This is a genomic window from Streptococcus mitis, from assembly GCF_002096925.1.
Taxonomy (GTDB): domain Bacteria; phylum Bacillota; class Bacilli; order Lactobacillales; family Streptococcaceae; genus Streptococcus; species Streptococcus mitis_AF.
This window is the reverse complement of sequence record NZ_NCVN01000008.1, coordinates 24,881-42,042: the sequence shown is the minus strand read 5'-3', so window position 1 is coordinate 42,042 and position 17,162 is coordinate 24,881. Positions and strand designations below refer to the sequence as shown.

The 17,162-nt window shown below is 42.8% G+C and carries 15 protein-coding genes; all 15 read right to left on the bottom strand.

The window, feature by feature from the left end; all coding sequences use genetic code 11:
* Positions 1 to 88: 88 nt before the first annotated feature.
* Positions 89 to 1,141 (bottom strand): glycopolymer--peptidoglycan transferase LytR, encoded by a 1,053-nt coding sequence (gene lytR / locus B7692_RS02270; protein WP_084929787.1) that lies wholly within the window; start codon positions 1,139 to 1,141, stop codon positions 89 to 91.
* A gap of 7 nt (positions 1,142 to 1,148) precedes the next feature.
* The gene (locus B7692_RS02265; protein WP_060627456.1) at positions 1,149 to 1,667 is read right to left on the bottom strand and encodes a GNAT family N-acetyltransferase; all 519 of its coding nucleotides are present in this window, start codon (positions 1,665 to 1,667) and stop codon (positions 1,149 to 1,151) included.
* Complete coding sequence (gene tsaE / locus B7692_RS02260) at positions 1,657 to 2,100, bottom strand: tRNA (adenosine(37)-N6)-threonylcarbamoyltransferase complex ATPase subunit type 1 TsaE (RefSeq protein WP_084929786.1); 444 nt, start codon at positions 2,098 to 2,100, stop codon at positions 1,657 to 1,659. The genes B7692_RS02265 and tsaE overlap by 11 nt, the downstream gene beginning before the upstream one ends.
* 95 nt (positions 2,101 to 2,195) lie before the next feature.
* Positions 2,196 to 2,828, bottom strand: coding sequence for a competence protein (locus tag B7692_RS02255; RefSeq protein ID WP_239822365.1), 633 nt, complete (start codon positions 2,826 to 2,828; stop codon positions 2,196 to 2,198).
* A gap of 129 nt (positions 2,829 to 2,957) precedes the next feature.
* The gene (ndk, locus tag B7692_RS02250; RefSeq protein WP_084929784.1) at positions 2,958 to 3,380 is read right to left on the bottom strand and encodes a nucleoside-diphosphate kinase; all 423 of its coding nucleotides are present in this window, start codon (positions 3,378 to 3,380) and stop codon (positions 2,958 to 2,960) included.
* Positions 3,381 to 3,685: 305 nt separating this feature from the next.
* Complete coding sequence (gene rpoC, locus B7692_RS02240) at positions 3,686 to 7,363, bottom strand: DNA-directed RNA polymerase subunit beta' (protein ID WP_049487426.1); 3,678 nt, start codon at positions 7,361 to 7,363, stop codon at positions 3,686 to 3,688.
* 38 nt (positions 7,364 to 7,401) lie between these two features.
* Positions 7,402 to 11,007 carry a DNA-directed RNA polymerase subunit beta gene (gene rpoB, locus B7692_RS02235; RefSeq protein ID WP_049501825.1) on the bottom strand — a complete coding sequence of 1,202 codons (3,606 nt, stop codon included), beginning with the start codon at positions 11,005 to 11,007 and terminating at the stop codon, positions 7,402 to 7,404.
* 426 nt (positions 11,008 to 11,433) lie between these two features.
* Positions 11,434 to 12,531 (bottom strand): nucleotidyltransferase, encoded by a 1,098-nt coding sequence (locus B7692_RS02230; protein WP_084929782.1) that lies wholly within the window; start codon positions 12,529 to 12,531, stop codon positions 11,434 to 11,436.
* Between the two features lie 9 nt (positions 12,532 to 12,540).
* The gene (locus B7692_RS02225) at positions 12,541 to 13,281 is read right to left on the bottom strand and encodes a class I SAM-dependent DNA methyltransferase (protein WP_084929781.1); all 741 of its coding nucleotides are present in this window, start codon (positions 13,279 to 13,281) and stop codon (positions 12,541 to 12,543) included.
* Positions 13,282 to 13,391: 110 nt separating this feature from the next.
* The gene (gene rsfS / locus B7692_RS02220) at positions 13,392 to 13,745 is read right to left on the bottom strand and encodes a ribosome silencing factor (protein WP_084929780.1); all 354 of its coding nucleotides are present in this window, start codon (positions 13,743 to 13,745) and stop codon (positions 13,392 to 13,394) included.
* A gap of 12 nt (positions 13,746 to 13,757) precedes the next feature.
* Entirely contained in the window at positions 13,758 to 14,258 is a 501-nt protein-coding gene (locus B7692_RS02215; protein WP_084923697.1) for a cysteine hydrolase family protein, read from the bottom strand.
* Entirely contained in the window at positions 14,259 to 14,852 is a 594-nt protein-coding gene (yqeK, locus tag B7692_RS02210) for a bis(5'-nucleosyl)-tetraphosphatase (symmetrical) YqeK (RefSeq protein ID WP_084923696.1), read from the bottom strand. It lies immediately after the preceding gene.
* Positions 14,852 to 15,481, bottom strand: coding sequence for a nicotinate-nucleotide adenylyltransferase (locus B7692_RS02205; RefSeq protein ID WP_084886755.1), 630 nt, complete (start codon positions 15,479 to 15,481; stop codon positions 14,852 to 14,854). The genes yqeK and B7692_RS02205 overlap by 1 nt, the downstream gene beginning before the upstream one ends.
* Before the next feature lie 51 nt (positions 15,482 to 15,532).
* Positions 15,533 to 15,844, bottom strand: a complete 312-nt coding sequence (gene yhbY, locus B7692_RS02200) for a ribosome assembly RNA-binding protein YhbY (RefSeq protein WP_084886757.1) — start codon at positions 15,842 to 15,844, stop codon at positions 15,533 to 15,535.
* Positions 15,845 to 16,055: 211 nt separating this feature from the next.
* Entirely contained in the window at positions 16,056 to 17,162 is a 1,107-nt protein-coding gene (gene yqeH / locus B7692_RS02195; protein WP_084923694.1) for a ribosome biogenesis GTPase YqeH, read from the bottom strand.

Below are 17,162 nucleotides of genomic sequence, written 5' to 3'. Positions count from 1 at the left end.
GTTTCCTCCTACCTATCTATTCGTATTTTTTTGAAAAAATCGCAGGAAATTTCCCACGATTAATTTTTTATTTGTATTAAAAAACGAACTATTCTACTTCATTTGTTACAAAGACACCTTGTTGTTGATTCTCCCCATCACCAACAGGCACCCGTCCAAACAAATCTTCAAATAAGACAACATTTGTTTCCAGCTGAGTGACTTCTTCTTGTCCCAAAGAACGTCGCAATATATTCTGCATTTCCAACATATGCTCTCTCGAAACAATCTGGTAAGAAATACCTTGCAACATCTCTCCCTCACCCTTCAACTGTTGTGATTCAATGGTTTTAAATGAATCTTTATAGCCCAACAAGCTTGGAATACTTTTCGCAGATAGATCAATATTAGTCTGCATATTGGTACTTAAGGCTTTTAGGATAGATTGATAGTGACTAACACTATTCAAGCTAAGAACTTTTTCAACAACCTTTTGAATGACTTCACGCTGACGCTTCTGACGTCCGTAGTCCCCTTCTGGATCCTGGTAGCGCATGCGAGAATAAACAAGAGCTTCATCTCCATTTAGAGTTTGTTGCCCAACACCAATAGAAATAGTATTAAATTCCTCTTGGTCACTAATAGAAATCGGGAAACCTAGCGTGTTATTGACAGTTATACCACCCACTGCATCGACTAATTGTTGTAATCCGTGCATATTGACCATAATATAGCGGTCAATATGGATGTTCATCATCTTCTGAATGGTTGAGATAGCTAATTCTGCACCTCCACCCGCATAGGCGGCATTCAGTTTCGCTTCTTCAATACTACCATCTTTATGCTGAATTTTAGTCAGGATATCACGTTCCAAACTCAACATCATGGTCTTTTTCGTGTGCGGATTCACCGTCAAGAGAATCATGGAATCACTATTTCCAGCCCATTGATCTGTACGCTCTACATTCCCAGTATCAACCCCCATCAAAAGAATCGTTAAGGGGTCAGTCGCCTCAATAACATTGGTTTCTTCTCCGATTTTTTTATAGGTTTTTGATAAGGTTTGTGTACCTTGCTGATAAATAGTATAAGCAAAAACACCCACACCCAAAACCGTCACAGCTAGAAAAGCTAGCACCATTCCAATAATTTTTTTAACCATATTTCTATTAATCTATCAGCCTACCCATCAGGTAAACATCGATAAATTCCCCTTCTTCTATGTACGCACCGCGCTCTTGTCTACCTTCAATTACAAAGCCATGTTTTTGATATAGATAAACTGCAGCCTGATTACGAGTTTGGACAGTAAGTTGAAGTCGACGAAGAATGCCACTAGCCTGTGCCCATTCTATGACTTCTTCAAGTAACAAACTTCCCAGCCCATTATTCCAATATTTCTTACCAATCACAATAAAGAGATCTCCAATATGACGAACTCTCTTGCGTTGATCAGCTGTGATATTTACAAGACCAGCAATTTCATCATTCAGCAAGGCAAGTAAAGTGATTTGATTTTCCGAGTGAGCCTGTTTATCCAAAAACAACTCCATCTCAGTATCTGTCATCAAAATGCCATTCCTGTCCAGACTGGTAAAATCTGTTTCTACACTGACACGATTTAAAAATGTCACTAATTCAGCCGCATCACTAGGTTCTGCTTCTCTAATGAGCAATTCATACTCCATGTTGAAGCTCCTCTAAGAGTTTTTCTGCACGCAAACCCTTTGCTTGGAAATGTAATCTGCGACCGTCTTCTTCTTTTAGAATTTCCAATTCTAAATAAGTATCTGGCAAGGCATCACCTAAAAGATGTCCCCACTCGATGACAGTTACCCCACCACCAAAGAGAAACTCATCCAAATCAATAGAATCCGCATCTCCCTCAATACGATAAACATCTAGGTGGTAAAGCGGAAGACGACCTTCATACTCTCTTACGATAGTGTAGGTTGGACTCTTAATCATCTGGGAAATCTGTAACCCTTTAGCTAGACCTTTTGTAAAGGTCGTTTTGCCTGCTCCAAGTTCTCCAGTTAGAATTAAAACATCATTCTTTTCTAATAAGTAGCCCAAACGTTCACCTAAGGACTGTAACTCTTCTTCGTTTTTAGTGTACATGTTTCTATTATACCAAAAAGTTGTTCTTTGTCGAGATATTATCTGTGAATTTCATATTATAAATTGTAAAACTTGAACTATCTCTTCTTTTATTCTTAAAATAGAAACAGTAAGAATACAACTAATAAGATATCTCTCATCAAATGGCTGTAAAACGAAACTTCCCAGCGAATGACTTTTGGCACCAACAGTCCTAGAAATAGCATTCCCAAGGTAATATAAAAGGTCATGGATAATAGCATCCAAGGATTTCTGAGAAAGATTAGAATAGCTAGTCCACTAATAAAACAGATTTCCTTCTTTCCCAAAATCTTTTTCAATCCATTTACATACTTCTGAATAGGTAAAAAGACTAGCAAATCAATCCCAAATAAGAAAAAGAAACTCGGTAGAAAGGCTTCCACAAACCCTTCTACGGATGCATTTCCTGCAAGGATATGTTCTATGACAATTAAAGCTAAACCTAAAATGTTTACTAAGAGTAACAAAGTATACAAGAGTTGTTTCTTATCTGCTCTAAAAACTGAATAAGATTGATTTCGCTGTCCACTATAGTAGTTTAGCCCTGCACCAATACTGGCAAGGAGCAACATGCCAACTAAATAATAGAAGCAGTTTTGATTTAACATCAAGGCCCAAGTCGATAAACTTAAACAAGAACAGCTACTAAGACCAAAAAACGTCAGCAATAACAAAACACGAATTTGCTTTTTCATTTTTTCCATCATTCTTCCTCCCTACTTTCTCTTATTATAGGCTAGAAATTCTCACCTTTGCTAAAATATTTCTCAACTGTCAGTTTTCTACTCTAAAATGCAAAAAAGTTTGATGCAAGTATCCCTTACATCAAACTTTTACTACTTTCCGTCAAACCAAAGAGCAATTTCTCGCTTAGCTGACTCTTCTGAATCTGATCCATGTACAATATTTTGAATAGCTTGGTTTTCACCAGCCGCTTTTGCAAAATCACCTCGAATCGTTCCTGGTAAAGCTTCTTCTGGACGAGTTGCGCCCATCATGGTCCGCCAAGTTTCGATTACTTTGGGACCCGAAATGATACCCACAAGAACTGGACCTGAAGTCATGAATTCACGAATCGGTGGGTAAAAACTTTGGCCAACCAAATCCTGATAGTGCTGGTCAATCAACTCTTCTGAAAGCTGTGAACACAACTCCAATTTTTCGATTGTAAATCCACGTTGTTCAATGCGTTTCAACACCTCACCCACTAATCCTCTTTTTACACCGTCTGGTTTAATGATAAAAAATGTTTGTTCCATACCCGTCTCCTTTGTCAGCTTCTTTCTTTTATACTCTTCGAAAATCAAATTCAAACCACGTCAACGTCGCCTTGCCGTAAGTATGGTTACTGACTTCGTCAGTTCTATCCACAACCTCAAAACAGTGTTTTGAGCTGACTTCGTCAGTTCTATCTACAACCTCAAAGCAGTGCTTTGAGCAACCTACGGCTAGTTTCCTAGTTTGCTCTTTGATTTTCATTGAGTATTATTTTACCACATTTCATGGAAAAATGGAGAAAGCTTTCAGAAAATAAAAGAGAACCCGAAGGCTCTCTCATCTGCTTTTATTCTACTGTTTCTTCCACAGTTTCAACGGCAGTATCCACAACTACTTCTGTTGTTTCTTCATTCCCTTCTTCCTCTACTGGAGGATTAAGGTATTCTTCTTCGTTGATAGCCTGTGGTTCAAGGTTACGGTAGCGAGCCATACCAGTACCTGCTGGAATGATCTTACCGATGATAACATTTTCTTTAAGTCCAAGGAGATGGTCTTTCTTACCACGGATAGCTGCGTCAGTAAGGACACGAGTTGTTTCCTGGAAGGAAGCCGCTGACAAGAAACTGTTGGTTTCAAGTGAGGCTTTGGTAATTCCCATAAGAACTGGTCGACCAGTCGCTGGAACTCCACCTGCGATAAGGACATCTTTGTTGGCATCTGTAAAGTCATTGATATCCATAAGGGTACCCATGAGAAGATCTGTGTCACCTGGATCCATGACACGGACTTTACGGATCATTTGACGAACCATTACCTCGATGTGTTTGTCACCGATTTCTACCCCTTGGCTACGGTAAACTTTTTGTACTTCACCGAGAAGGTAAGTTTCAACTGACAAGACATCACGAACTGCAAGGAGACGTTTTGGTTGGATAGAACCTTCTGTAAGAGCAGCACCACGCGCTACTTGGTCTCCAACTTCAACACGCATACGAGCGGTAAATGGAACGACATATTCACCTTCGCCAGTTTCACCCTTAACAAAGACTTTCTTAGTACGAGTTGATGCATCTTCTTCGATAGCGGTAACTTGTCCTTTAACCTCTGTGATAACCGCTTCCCCTTTAGGATTGCGGGCTTCAAAGATTTCTTGGACACGAGGAAGACCCTGAGTGATATCGGTATTTGAGGCAACCCCACCCGTGTGGAAGGTACGCATTGTAAGCTGTGTACCAGGTTCCCCGATAGATTGGGCAGCGATTGTACCAACTGCTTCACCAACTTCAACCGCATCACCAGTCGCCAAGTTGATACCGTAACAGTGACGGCAGACACCGTGACGAGTGTTACATGTAAACACGGAACGGATAGTCACTTCTTCCACACCAGCATTGACAATTTCACGCGCCTTGTCTTCTGTAATCAACTCATTTGGACCGATAATCACTGCACCAGTTTCTGGATGTTTAACAGTTTTCTTAGTGTAACGACCGTTGAGACGTTCTTCTAGAGACTCAATCATCTCTTTTCCTTCTGCGATAGAGCGGATCAAGAGACCACGGTCAGTTCCACAATCGTCCTCACGGATGATAACGTCTTGGGCAACGTCAACCAAACGACGAGTCAAGTAACCTGAGTCGGCTGTCTTAAGGGCCGTATCGGTCATACCTTTACGAGCACCGTGAGTGGAGAAGAACATTTCGAGTACTGACAAACCTTCGCGGAAGTTTGAAAGGATTGGCAATTCCATGATACGTCCGTTCGGAGCCGCCATCAGACCACGCATACCGGCAAGCTGTGAGAAGTTTGAGATGTTACCACGGGCTCCAGAATCCATCATCATAACGATTGGATTCTTAGGATCTTGGTTGGCAATCAAACGTTTCTCAAGTTTTTCACGGGCAGCACGCCATTCAGCTGTAACGGCATTGTATCGCTCGTCGTCTGTGATCATACCACGACGGAATTGTTTTGTGATTTGTTCTACACGTTTGTGTGATTCTTCAATGATTTCAGCCTTGTCATCAACGACTGGGATATCGGCAATACCCACTGTCAATCCTGCAAGAGTTGAGTGGTGGTAACCGAGGTTCTTCATACGGTCAAGTAGGGCAGAAGTTTCTGTCGTACGGAAACGTTTGAAGATTTCAGCGATGATATTTCCAAGGTTTTTCTTCTTGAATGGAGGGTTAAGTTCAAGATTGCTGATAGCTTCCTTGATATCTCCACCAAGTGGCAAGAAGTATTTAGCTGGAACGCCTTCTGTCAAGTTGGCATTGTTTGGTTCTTGCAAGTATGGTAGACCCTCTGGCATAATGTCGTTGAAGAGGATTTTACCAACTGTTGTAAGCAAGACCTTGTGTTTTTGCTCTTCTGTCCATGGTTTGTTGAGGCTGTCTGTTGCGATACCAACACGTGAGTGGAGGTGAACATAACCATTACGGTAAGCCATAACCGCTTCGTCACGGTCTTTGAAGACCATTCCTTCACCTTCACGACCAGCTTCTTCCATTGTCAAGTAGTAGTTACCCAAAACCATGTCCTGAGATGGAGTAACAACTGGTTTACCATCTTTCGGGTTCAAGATGTGCTCAGCAGCTAGCATCAAGATACGAGCTTCTGCTTGGGCTTCTTCTGAAAGCGGTACGTGGATGGCCATTTGGTCCCCGTCAAAGTCGGCATTGTAGGCTTCACAGACAAGCGGGTGCAAGCGAAGGGCCTTACCATCAATTAAGACTGGCTCGAAGGCTTGGATACCTAAACGGTGAAGGGTCGGTGCGCGGTTCAAAAGCACTGGGTGTTCTTTGATCACTTCTTCAAGGATATCCCAGATGCGTTCGTCTCCACGTTCCACCAAGCGTTTAGCAGCTTTAACGTTTTGCACGATATCACGTGCAACGATTTCACGCATCACGAATGGCTTAAAGAGCTCGATCGCCATTTCACGTGGCACACCACATTGGTACATCTTAAGCGTTGGACCAACGGCGATAACGGAACGTCCTGAGAAGTCAACACGTTTACCGAGCAAGTTTTGACGGAAGCGTCCTTGTTTACCTTTAAGCATGTGGCTCAATGATTTCAGTGGACGGCTACCTGGTCCTGTGATTGGACGACCACGACGACCATTGTCAATCAAAGCGTCAACCGCTTCTTGAAGCATACGCTTCTCATTTTGAACGATGATACCTGGTGCATTCAACTCAAGCAAACGAGCCAAACGGTTGTTACGGTTGATAACACGGCGGTAAAGGTCATTCAAGTCAGATGAGGCAAAACGGCCACCATCCAACTGCAACATTGGACGAAGATCTGGTGGAATAACCGGAAGAATGTTGAGAATCATCCATTCAGGTTTGTTACCAGACTTATAAAAGGCATCCAAAACATCCAAACGACGGATAGCTTTGACACGTTTTTGTCCAGTAGCTGTTTTCAACTCTTCTTTGAGTTCAGCAATTTCTTTTTCAAGATCTACTTGTTTCAAAAGGTCTTGGATGGCTTCGGCACCCATCTTGGCAACGAATGATCCATAACCATACTCACGCAAACGCTCACGGTATTCGCGCTCTGTCATGATAGACTTGTGCTCAAGTGGTGTATCCTTAGGATCAATCACCACATAAGCCGCAAAGTAGATAACTTCCTCGAGGGCACGAGGGCTCATATCAAGGGTCAAGCCCATACGGCTTGGAATCCCCTTGAAGTACCAGATGTGAGATACAGGAGCTTTCAACTCAATGTGCCCCATACGCTCACGACGAACTTTTGTACGCGTTACTTCAACCCCACAACGGTCACAAACAATTCCTCTGTAACGAATGCGTTTGTACTTACCACAAGCACATTCCCAGTCTTTTGTAGGACCAAAGATAACTTCATCAAAGAGCCCTTCACGTTCTGGTTTTAAGGTACGGTAATTGATTGTTTCAGGTTTTTTGACTTCTCCATAAGACCATGAACGGACTTTACTTGGAGAAGCTAGGGTGATTTGCATACTTTTAAAACGATTTACATCAACCACTATTTCTTCCCTTTCTATTCTAAGTGAACTGCTTTTTCTTACTCAGCAGCTTCTTCTGTTGCTTCCGCTTTTGTTGCTTTCTCAGCTTCTTCAGCTTCAAAGGCTGCTTTAGCCTCTTGTGCTGCTTTTTCGCGGGCTTTTTCAAGGTCATCTACGTGGATGACATCTTCGTCCATTCCTTCATCCAAGTCACGAAGTTCCACTTCTTGGTCATCTTCGTCTAGGACACGCATGTCAAGACCAAGAGATTGCAATTCTTTGACAAGAACTCGGAAGGATTCTGGAACACCTGGTTTTGGAATTGGTTTTCCTTTTGTAATGGCTTCATAAGCTTTCAGACGTCCGTTGATATCGTCAGACTTGTAAGTCAAGATTTCTTGAAGGACATTTGACGCACCGTAGGCTTCAAGAGCCCAAACCTCCATCTCACCGAAACGTTGTCCACCAAACTGAGCTTTACCTCCGAGTGGTTGTTGAGTAACGGTTGAGTAAGGTCCGACTGAACGCGCGTGCAATTTATCATCAACCATGTGGTGGAGTTTGATCATGTACATGACTCCGACAGAAACACGGTTATCAAATGGTTCACCAGTACGTCCATCGTAAAGGATCGTTTTGGCATCGCTATCCATACCAGCTTCTTTAACAGTTGACCAAAGGTCTTCAGAACTTGCTCCGTCAAAGACTGGTGTTGCGATATGAATACCAAGAGTACGAGCAGCCATACCAAGGTGGAGCTCCATAACCTGACCTATATTCATACGTGATGGCACCCCAAGTGGGTTCAACATGATATCGACTGGAGTTCCATCTGGAAGGTAAGGCATGTCTTCTACAGGAACGATACGAGAGACAACCCCTTTATTTCCGTGACGTCCGGCCATCTTGTCTCCGACCTTAATCTTACGTTTTTGAGCGATGTAAACACGAACCAGCATATTAACACCTGATTGTAATTCATCACCATTTGCACGTGTAAAGATCTTAACATCACGAACAACACCATCGGCACCGTGGGGTACGCGAAGTGAAGTATCGCGAACTTCACGAGATTTGTCTCCGAAAATAGCGTGCAAGAGACGTTCTTCAGCTGAAAGGTCTTTTTCACCCTTAGGTGTTACTTTACCTACAAGGATATCCCCTTCTTTAACCTCAGCACCGATACGGATAATACCCATTTCGTCAAGGTCTTTAAGGGCATCTTCACCAACGTTTGGAATTTCACGAGTGATTTCTTCAGGCCCAAGCTTTGTATCGCGTGTTTCTGATTCGTATTCTTCAAGGTGAACAGATGTGTAGACATCGTCTTTCACCAAGCGTTCGCTCATGATAACAGCATCCTCGAAGTTGTATCCTTCCCAAGTCATGTAGGCAACGATTGGGTTTTGTCCAAGCGCCATTTCTCCATTTTCCATAGAAGGTCCGTCAGCGATGAAATCGCCTTTTTCAACGACATCGCCAACTTTTACAAGAGTGCGTTGGTTGTAAGCAGTACCTGAATTTGAACGACGGAATTTTTGGATGTGGTAAACGTCCAATGAACCATCTTCACGACGAACTTCTACCTTGTCAGCATCTGCATAGGTAACTTTACCGTCATACTGAGCAATCACAGCAGCTCCTGAATCGTGGGCTGCTTGGTATTCCATACCAGTACCAACGTAAGGTGCTTTAGGATTAATCAATGGTACAGCCTGACGTTGCATGTTGGCTCCCATGAGGGCACGGTTGGAGTCATCGTTTTCCAAGAAAGGAATACATGCTGTCGCAACGGCAACTACCTGTTTTGGTGATACGTCCATGTAGTCAACAACATTAGCTGGATACTCTTGGTTGACCCCTTGGTGACGACCCATGACAACTTTCTCAGCAAATGTTCCATCTTCATTCAGACGAGAATTAGCCTGTGCTACAGTAAATTCATCTTCTTCATCGGCTGTCAACCAAACGATTTCGTTCGTAACAACACCTGTTTCACGGTCAACTTTACGGTATGGTGTTTGAACAAAACCATATTTGTTCAAGTGTCCGTAAGATGACAAGTTATTGATCAAACCGATATTAGGTCCTTCAGGTGTCTCGATTGGACACATACGACCGTAGTGAGTGTAGTGCACGTCACGTACTTCATATCCAGCACGGTCACGTGTCAAACCACCAGGCCCCAAGGCTGACAAACGGCGTTTGTGAGACAACTCAGAAAGTGGGTTGTGTTGGTCCATGAACTGTGACAACTGTGATGAACCAAAGAATTCTTTAACCGCAGCTGTTACAGGACGGATATTGATAATTTGTTGCGGTGTCAAGACTTCGTTGTCTTGAACAGACATACGTTCACGGACATTACGTTCCATACGAGAAAGTCCAAGACGTACTTGGTTAGCAAGCAATTCACCAACCGCACGGATACGACGGTTTCCAAGGTGGTCGATGTCATCTACACGGCCAAGCCCTTCAGCCAAGTTGAGGAAGTAGCTCATCTCGGCAAGAATATCTGCAGGAGTGACGATACGAACCTTGTCATCTGGATTAGCATTACCAATAATAGTTACAACACGGTCTGGATCAGTTGGAGCAACAACCTTGAATTTTTGAAGAACAACTGGCTCAGTCACAACCGCTGCATCATTTGGAATGTAAACAATCTTGTTCAAGTCGCCATCCAAATGGCTTTCAATGCTTTCAATCACGCTACGAGTCATGACTGTTCCAGCTTCTACCAAGATTTCGCCTGTTTCAGGGTCTACCAATGGCTCAGCAATAGTTTGGTTAAGCAAGCGTGTTTTAACATTGAGTTTTTTATTGATTTTGTAACGACCGACAGCTGCCAAGTCATAACGACGTGGGTCAAAGAAACGAGCTACAAGCAAGCTACGTGAGCTTTCAGCAGTCTTAGGCTCACCTGGACGAAGGCGTTCGTAAATTTCTTTCAAAGCTTCGTCGGTACGAGAGTCCATTGGATTCTTGTGGATATCTTTTTCAACAGTGTTGCGAACCAATTCGCTATCACCAAAGATATCAAAGATTTCATCATCACCTGAGAAACCAAGCGCACGAACCAATGTTGTAAATGGAATCTTACGAGTACGGTCGATACGAGTGTAGGCAATATCTTTTGAGTCGCTTTCAAGTTCCAACCAAGCTCCACGGTTAGGGATAACAGTTGACCCGTACCCCACTTTACCGTTTTTATCAACTTTATCGTTAAAGTAAACACCTGGTGAGCGGACCAACTGAGATACGATGATACGTTCACCACCATTGATGATGAAAGTACCCATTTCAGTCATGATTGGGAAATCACCAAAGAAAACTTCTTGGGTTTTGATTTCGCCTGTTTCTTTATTGATCAAGCGGAAGGTTACAAAAATTGGTGCTGAGTAGCTAGCATCGTGGATACGAGCTTCTTCTAGCGTGTATTTTGGTTCCTTGATTTCATATCCAACAAATTCCAACTCCATTGTGTCTGTGAAGTTTGAAATTGGCAATACATCTTCAAATACTTCCTTAAGACCATGGTCTAGGAAATCTTTGAATGAGTCAGTTTGAATTTCAATCAAATTTGGTAAGTCAAGAACTTCTTTGATTCTTGAAAAACTACGACGGGTACGATGTTTCCCGTATTGAACGTCATGTCCTGCCAAGATGATTCTCCTTTGTAAATAAGTTCCAAGCCTTGTCAATCAGGCTTTTCTAATCGTCATATGGTTTTAAAAACCCCTATCACCGTGTCCTCTTGATAAATTTTCAGAATCTTTAAGTCTTTGTTACAAGCACTCAAAATCCTGAAAAAAAGCACAAAAAGAGCAGCTAAATCTGACTTCTTCAGAAGATTTAACTGCTGTGAGCCTTGTCTGGACAATATTTCAGACAAAACCTACGACAAATGATTATTCATATTATACCCTATTTAGCTAGATTTTTCAAGGGGATTGACGAATTTTTGACAAAATCTTTTCCTATAAAAAATGGAATATAGGACACAATCGCTAAAATAAAATTGTTAAATCTTTGTTGATTAGAAATAGTTGTTTCGCAGAGATTTTAAAAAAGCCTACATTTCAGTAGACTTAGTTTGATTCTATTCTAATGGGTACTCTGCCGAAATTCTGCTCTGCTATACTTGGATTACCCAGTCGGTAAATCTGGTCTGCATTTTGAGTCATGGGATCCCAAGGTTCTTTTCCAATTCGGCTGACTAGATTGACCTGCCCTTTCAGAGACTTGAGATGCTTTCTGCCTTTTTCGGTAAAGCCAAGAACATGAATGGCTTCTGGCAAGTCACTTTCTCTAGCTTGCACTAAGATATAAGTCAAGAGGCGTCGTACACGCGCCTTGGTATAACGTTTGGTAGTCACTAACTCGACCAATTCGTCAACAGACTGAGCTATCTTAATAGCTTCCTTAATGCGCACAGCCATTTCTTGATTGACCTGATAGATGGTGGTTAGGTCGGGATTTGACAAGATTTGATAGCGGAGCATAGGAAAATAGTCATCCCAGCTCACCTTACTCGCCTGCTCAAAAAGAGCAACAGAAGGCATAAAGCGTTCTAAGAAATCTTGGTCTGACTGATGCTGACGCAGAGCTGTCGCCGAAGCAAAATCCACATCCTTATCCACAGAATGGTAACCAGCCCCCTGACGCTGAATCGGATAAAGTTTGATGTTTCGTCCCGCAACCGCCTTGGCATAAGCAAGAGCAAGGACATGATTGGGCGTATTGCCTGAAAAATCAAGACCAGCAAATTCCTTCCACATGACCTGAGTTTTCTGAGGATAAGAGAGGGAATCAGACAGATTTTCCACAAATTCCTCCATCTCAGCACCTTTCTCTGTGTATAAATCAGCGATTTTCTGGTAATCCAGAACTTCCTCCGTCCCAAAGGCTAAGTTATCAATCCCTAACTGAGCTAAGATATCCACAGCTCCTTGACCAAAGAAATCTGCTGCTTGAACACTGACTAAAAATGGCAATTCCACTACCAAGTCTGCGCCATTTTCCAGTGCCATCTGGGCCCTTGTCCACTTATCCACAATGGCTGGCTCACCACGTTGCATGAAATTTCCTGACATAGCCACGATTTTCAGTCCATCAGCCTGATCTAGCAGGTATTTATGCCCATTATGAAAAGGATTGAACTCGGCTATAATACCTGTGATGGTCATAGTGATCTCCTACTTCTGTGCGATAAAAAACCAACGGGCACTGGTTTCTGTTGGTTCCTTGTCCTCAAAGTCGGCATAGAGTTTGAAGGACTTGAAACCAGCCTGTTCCAGCAAAATATCATAGGTCAAGACCTCATAAGTCCGCTCCTCATGCACTTCATCGTGGCGACTAAAGGACCCATCCTCTTCCTTGATAAAGAAAGTCAACTCATGAACGATAGAGTGAGGCGCCGCGTCCTCGTAGGTATCCCATAGCATGGCAAAATCTTCTACATTTTCATGATAAGAATAGCCTGGAAAAACTTCGTCTGTCTGGTAGGTCGAATGCACATCAAAGATAAAAACTCCATCTTCATTAAGGGCATTATACACTTCCTTAAAAACATCCCCTACTTCCACCTCATCCTGCATGTAGCAGATTGAGTCCGAATAACACGTGACAAAATCATATTGACCTGCTTTGGACAAATCCAGCATATTACCTTCAATAAAGTCAATCTTTTGTTTGGCTGAAGCAGCTCTCTTCTGAGCAATCTTCAACATATCCCCACTCAAGTCAAGTCCAGTCACGTCAAAACCAGCCTGAGAGAAGCGCACCGATTGAATTCCTGTCCCACAAGCCAATTCCAAGAGTTTCTTTCTCTCCTTGGTTTTAGGCAAGTGACGCAGAGAAAAATCCGTCCATTTGTCGTATAAACTATCGTCCATGACCGCATCATAGACCGCCGCAAAGGTTTCATAAGTTGCCATAAAACATGATACCAAGAGCCTCCATGGCAAACAACCACTCGCTCTTTACCTTTCCATCAATTTTCTAAAATAAGCAAATAAACTCAGTTGACTACAACTGAGTTCATCTACTAGGCCAAAGCTTCAGATAAATCTACTGAATCCGCCTCATGCCATAGTTTTTCTAGGTTATAGTGGGCACGCATTTCTTCTGAAAAGACATGCACAACGACAGCGCCGAGGTCTAGTAAGACCCAACCTCCAGCTGCATCGCCTTCGATATGGCTACCTTTAAAGCCTGCTTGGGCTACTTTTTCACGGATGTTATCAGCGATAGCGTCCAACTGACGGCTATTCATTGAACTAGTAATAACAAAGTAATCCGTCACGCTAGTCAAATCTTGTACGTCAAGTGCGAGGATATCCTCCGCACGTTTCTCATCAGCCGCTTTCACGACTAGTTCTAGTAATTCTTTTTCGTTCATTTAGTCCTCTTTCTAGAAAATATGTTTGTAATCTAGGACATCTGCAAAGCGCCCCTCCCAAATGCCCTCATAAAATTCATTAATCGTTTCTGCTGGAATGTCATCTCCATCAAAGGTTGTGACAGCACCTTCTGGAATAATCAGCTTATAGCCATATTCAAAGGCAACCTTGACAGAGGTATCCACACAATATTCTGTCTGCATACCACATAAAACTAATTTTTCAATCCCCTGTTTATCCAAGTATTCTTTTAAACCAGTTTCTTTGAAAATACTGTTATACTTCTTCTGAAAGACCTTTTCATTAGGTTTTCGATTTAAAAGTCCAGATATCTGCCAATCTTCTGATGTTTGAGCTTCAAAATCCTCAATATGTTGAACATAGATAATTTCGATATTCTTGCTTCTAGCCTGGTTTTGTAAATAAGAAATTTTTTCCAATAGACTATTTGTCTGAAAACCGGTTTCCACTAAAATATTCTGAACATCAATGATTATAAAAGCCGTCTTCATTTAGTCCTCTTTCAAATAGTGCACAAAGGCGTTATAGGTTTCAAGGGTTTGGGGATAGATAGGGAATCCCTGATGAGCTAGATGCTCCACGGTACGAGCTGTTTCGTAGGCCACCGCCTTATTAAGCGATAGACTCGCAATTTCACGCGCCACATCCACTCCTGGAAAGGCACGGTTATGCTCGATATAGTCTGCAACGTAGATGACTTTATCTAGATCTGTCATCTGACCAGCACCGACTGTATGAATTTCAATAGCTCGTAAGATTTCTAGATCATGCAAATCCAAATCTTCTTGAATCTTGTAGATGCCAACCATACCATGCCAGACATTATTGCCCCAGTTTTTGAGGTCAGGGTCTAGCTGGTAACGGTCAATCAAGTCTAGAAATTCCTGATCTGACAACTTCTTAGCATAGTCATGAAGAAGACCTGCTAGACCAGCTTTCTCAGCATCAACTCCGAATCGTTCTGCTAGCTCTATGGCTGCACGCTCCACACCCAAGCAATGGGTTAAGCGTTTTTCAGGTAGAAGCTCTGCCATTTTTTCCAACAAAGCCTCACGGGAACAGTTGATATAGTCTTGATAGGCCATCAGTAGAGCCCCTCCTTCTCGATGTAGTCTAGCACCGGCTGAGGTAGGAGAAAGTTGGGTTTTCGTCCTTGGGCAAGGAAGTCACGCACCATACTAGACGAGATATCCATGAGAGGCACATCCACCCAGATAACGGGATAGGAAGTCCCTGCCTTGTAGCGTGGGCGCTGAACCCCTACAAACTGAACCATGTCAACCAATTCATCAATTCGGTACCACTTGGGCAGATAGTCTACCATGTCGGCACCGATGATAAAGTAATAATCTGTATCTGGATTCTTCTCAGTTAGAAGCTTCATGGTGTCGTAGGTATAAGAAATGCCCTTGCGCTCTAGCTCGATTGTTTCAATGTCCAGACCTTCAATCCCCTCAATCGCCAATTCAAGCATCTTGAGACGATGGTGTTCAGGGATGGTTTCCTTTTTATCTACGTGAGGAGGTTGGTACTCAGGCATGAGCAAAACTTGATCCAGTCCTAACTGCTGGCGTACTTGGTCCGCAACGATGAGATGGGCATTGTGAACAGGGTTAAAATTCCCCCCTAAAATCCCGACTTGTTTGCGTTTTTTCTCCTTGATTTCTGGCTCCAACTCTACCTTGGTAAAGGGAGTCAATAGTTCGATTGCCATAGGCTAGTCTCCTTTATTTCTCTGTAAAAACAGTTGTTTGGAGTATGGGGGTCAAATTTCTTTGACTTTCTTAGAAATCTTGCAATTTTCTTTCTTGCTGGATTGTTTAAACAAGATTAAGATGCGTCCAATCTTTTGGACAGTATCCACACCGATTTCTTCTTCCAAGATTTCAGCTACTTCGTGGATATTTTCATCTGTGTTTTGCAAGAGCGTTACTTTAATCAATTCGCGGGCGTCAAGAGCCTGACGGACACTGGTTTTGATTTGGTCGTTAAGTCCATTTTTCCCGATTTGGATGATGGGTTTGAGGGTGTGTGCCTGACTGTTGAGGAAGGCACGTTGTTTTGATGTTAATGACATAATTTCTTCCTTATTTTTTGATAGTTATTTTAGGTAGTGAGGGACGGTCGGAACTAATTTTCCAAAGATCTCATCTTTGAAAAATGGATTTCCTGGCCTCACAATTGAGCCTTGGTCTCAATTGTGCCCCTTGCCAATCTAATGATTGGCAAGACACCACGGCAATAACTATCTCTTTATGAGCTCACTTTGTTCGCTCAGTGATTTCATTTTAAATAATTGCTTTTCGTGTGACGACTGCGACGCCTTCTGGTGCCCAGACGGCGACTTTGGCTGTGCCTGTTACACGGATCCAGCCGAGTCCAGAGATGACTAGATCTGTCTTTTCCTTAATGTTAAATACATGCTGGACTAGTTTTGGAAAAACTTCTTTTTCTTTACTATTTGGTGGTGTCAGAAGAGTTCCGACGTGCTTATCGTAAAAGGCACTAGCGCCTTCAAGTTTGGTACGATGGAGTTTGAGTTCATTGTCAAAGAAGGCTGTGAAACCTTGCTTCTCACCTGCAATGAAGTCAAAGCGTCCCAGACCGCCTAGAAACAGGGTTTGTTCAGGATTGAGCTGATAGGTTTTAGGCTTGATTTCCTTTTTGGGGCTGACATACTTGAGGTTTTTAGCCGTCAAGTAGTGAGCCATCTGGTGACGGTGGATAATCCCCGGTGTATCATAGATATAAGAACCGTCATCAAGTGGAATCTCGATTTTGTCCAAGGTTGTCCCTGGGAAGCGCGAAGTCGTGATGACATTCTGATCACCCGTGATTTCTTGGATAATAGCATTGATAAGGGTTGATTTTCCAACATTGGTAACCCCAACGACATAGACATCACGCCCCTTACGGTAGTGTTCAATCTTGTCAATGACTTCCTTAATGGCATGTTTGTTTTGTGCCGAAGTTAGGACCACATCGACTGGACGAAGACCTTCTTCGTGGGCACGTTCCATCAGCCACTGGCTAATCTTGCCCGGTTTAACAGACTTGGGCAGAATATCTTTTTTATTTCCGACCAAGAGAACATCATTGCCCGATACAAAGCGTGGCAAGCCTGGGATGACCGATCCATTAAAGTCAAAGATATCAATGACATTGACCACTAAGGCATCACTGTCTCCCACCTCGTGCAAGAGCTTGAGGAAATCATCGTCCGTCAACTGGACATCCGTGATTTCATTGTAGTGGCGGAGACGGAAACAACGTTGGCAATAGACTTCGCCAGTCTCCAAACCTTTTTCAAGTGCCGACTGGGGGGTAAAACCAAGACCAGCCTTGTCTGTCGTCTGAATGGTTGCCCCGCAACCAATACAGAGAATTTCTTCCAT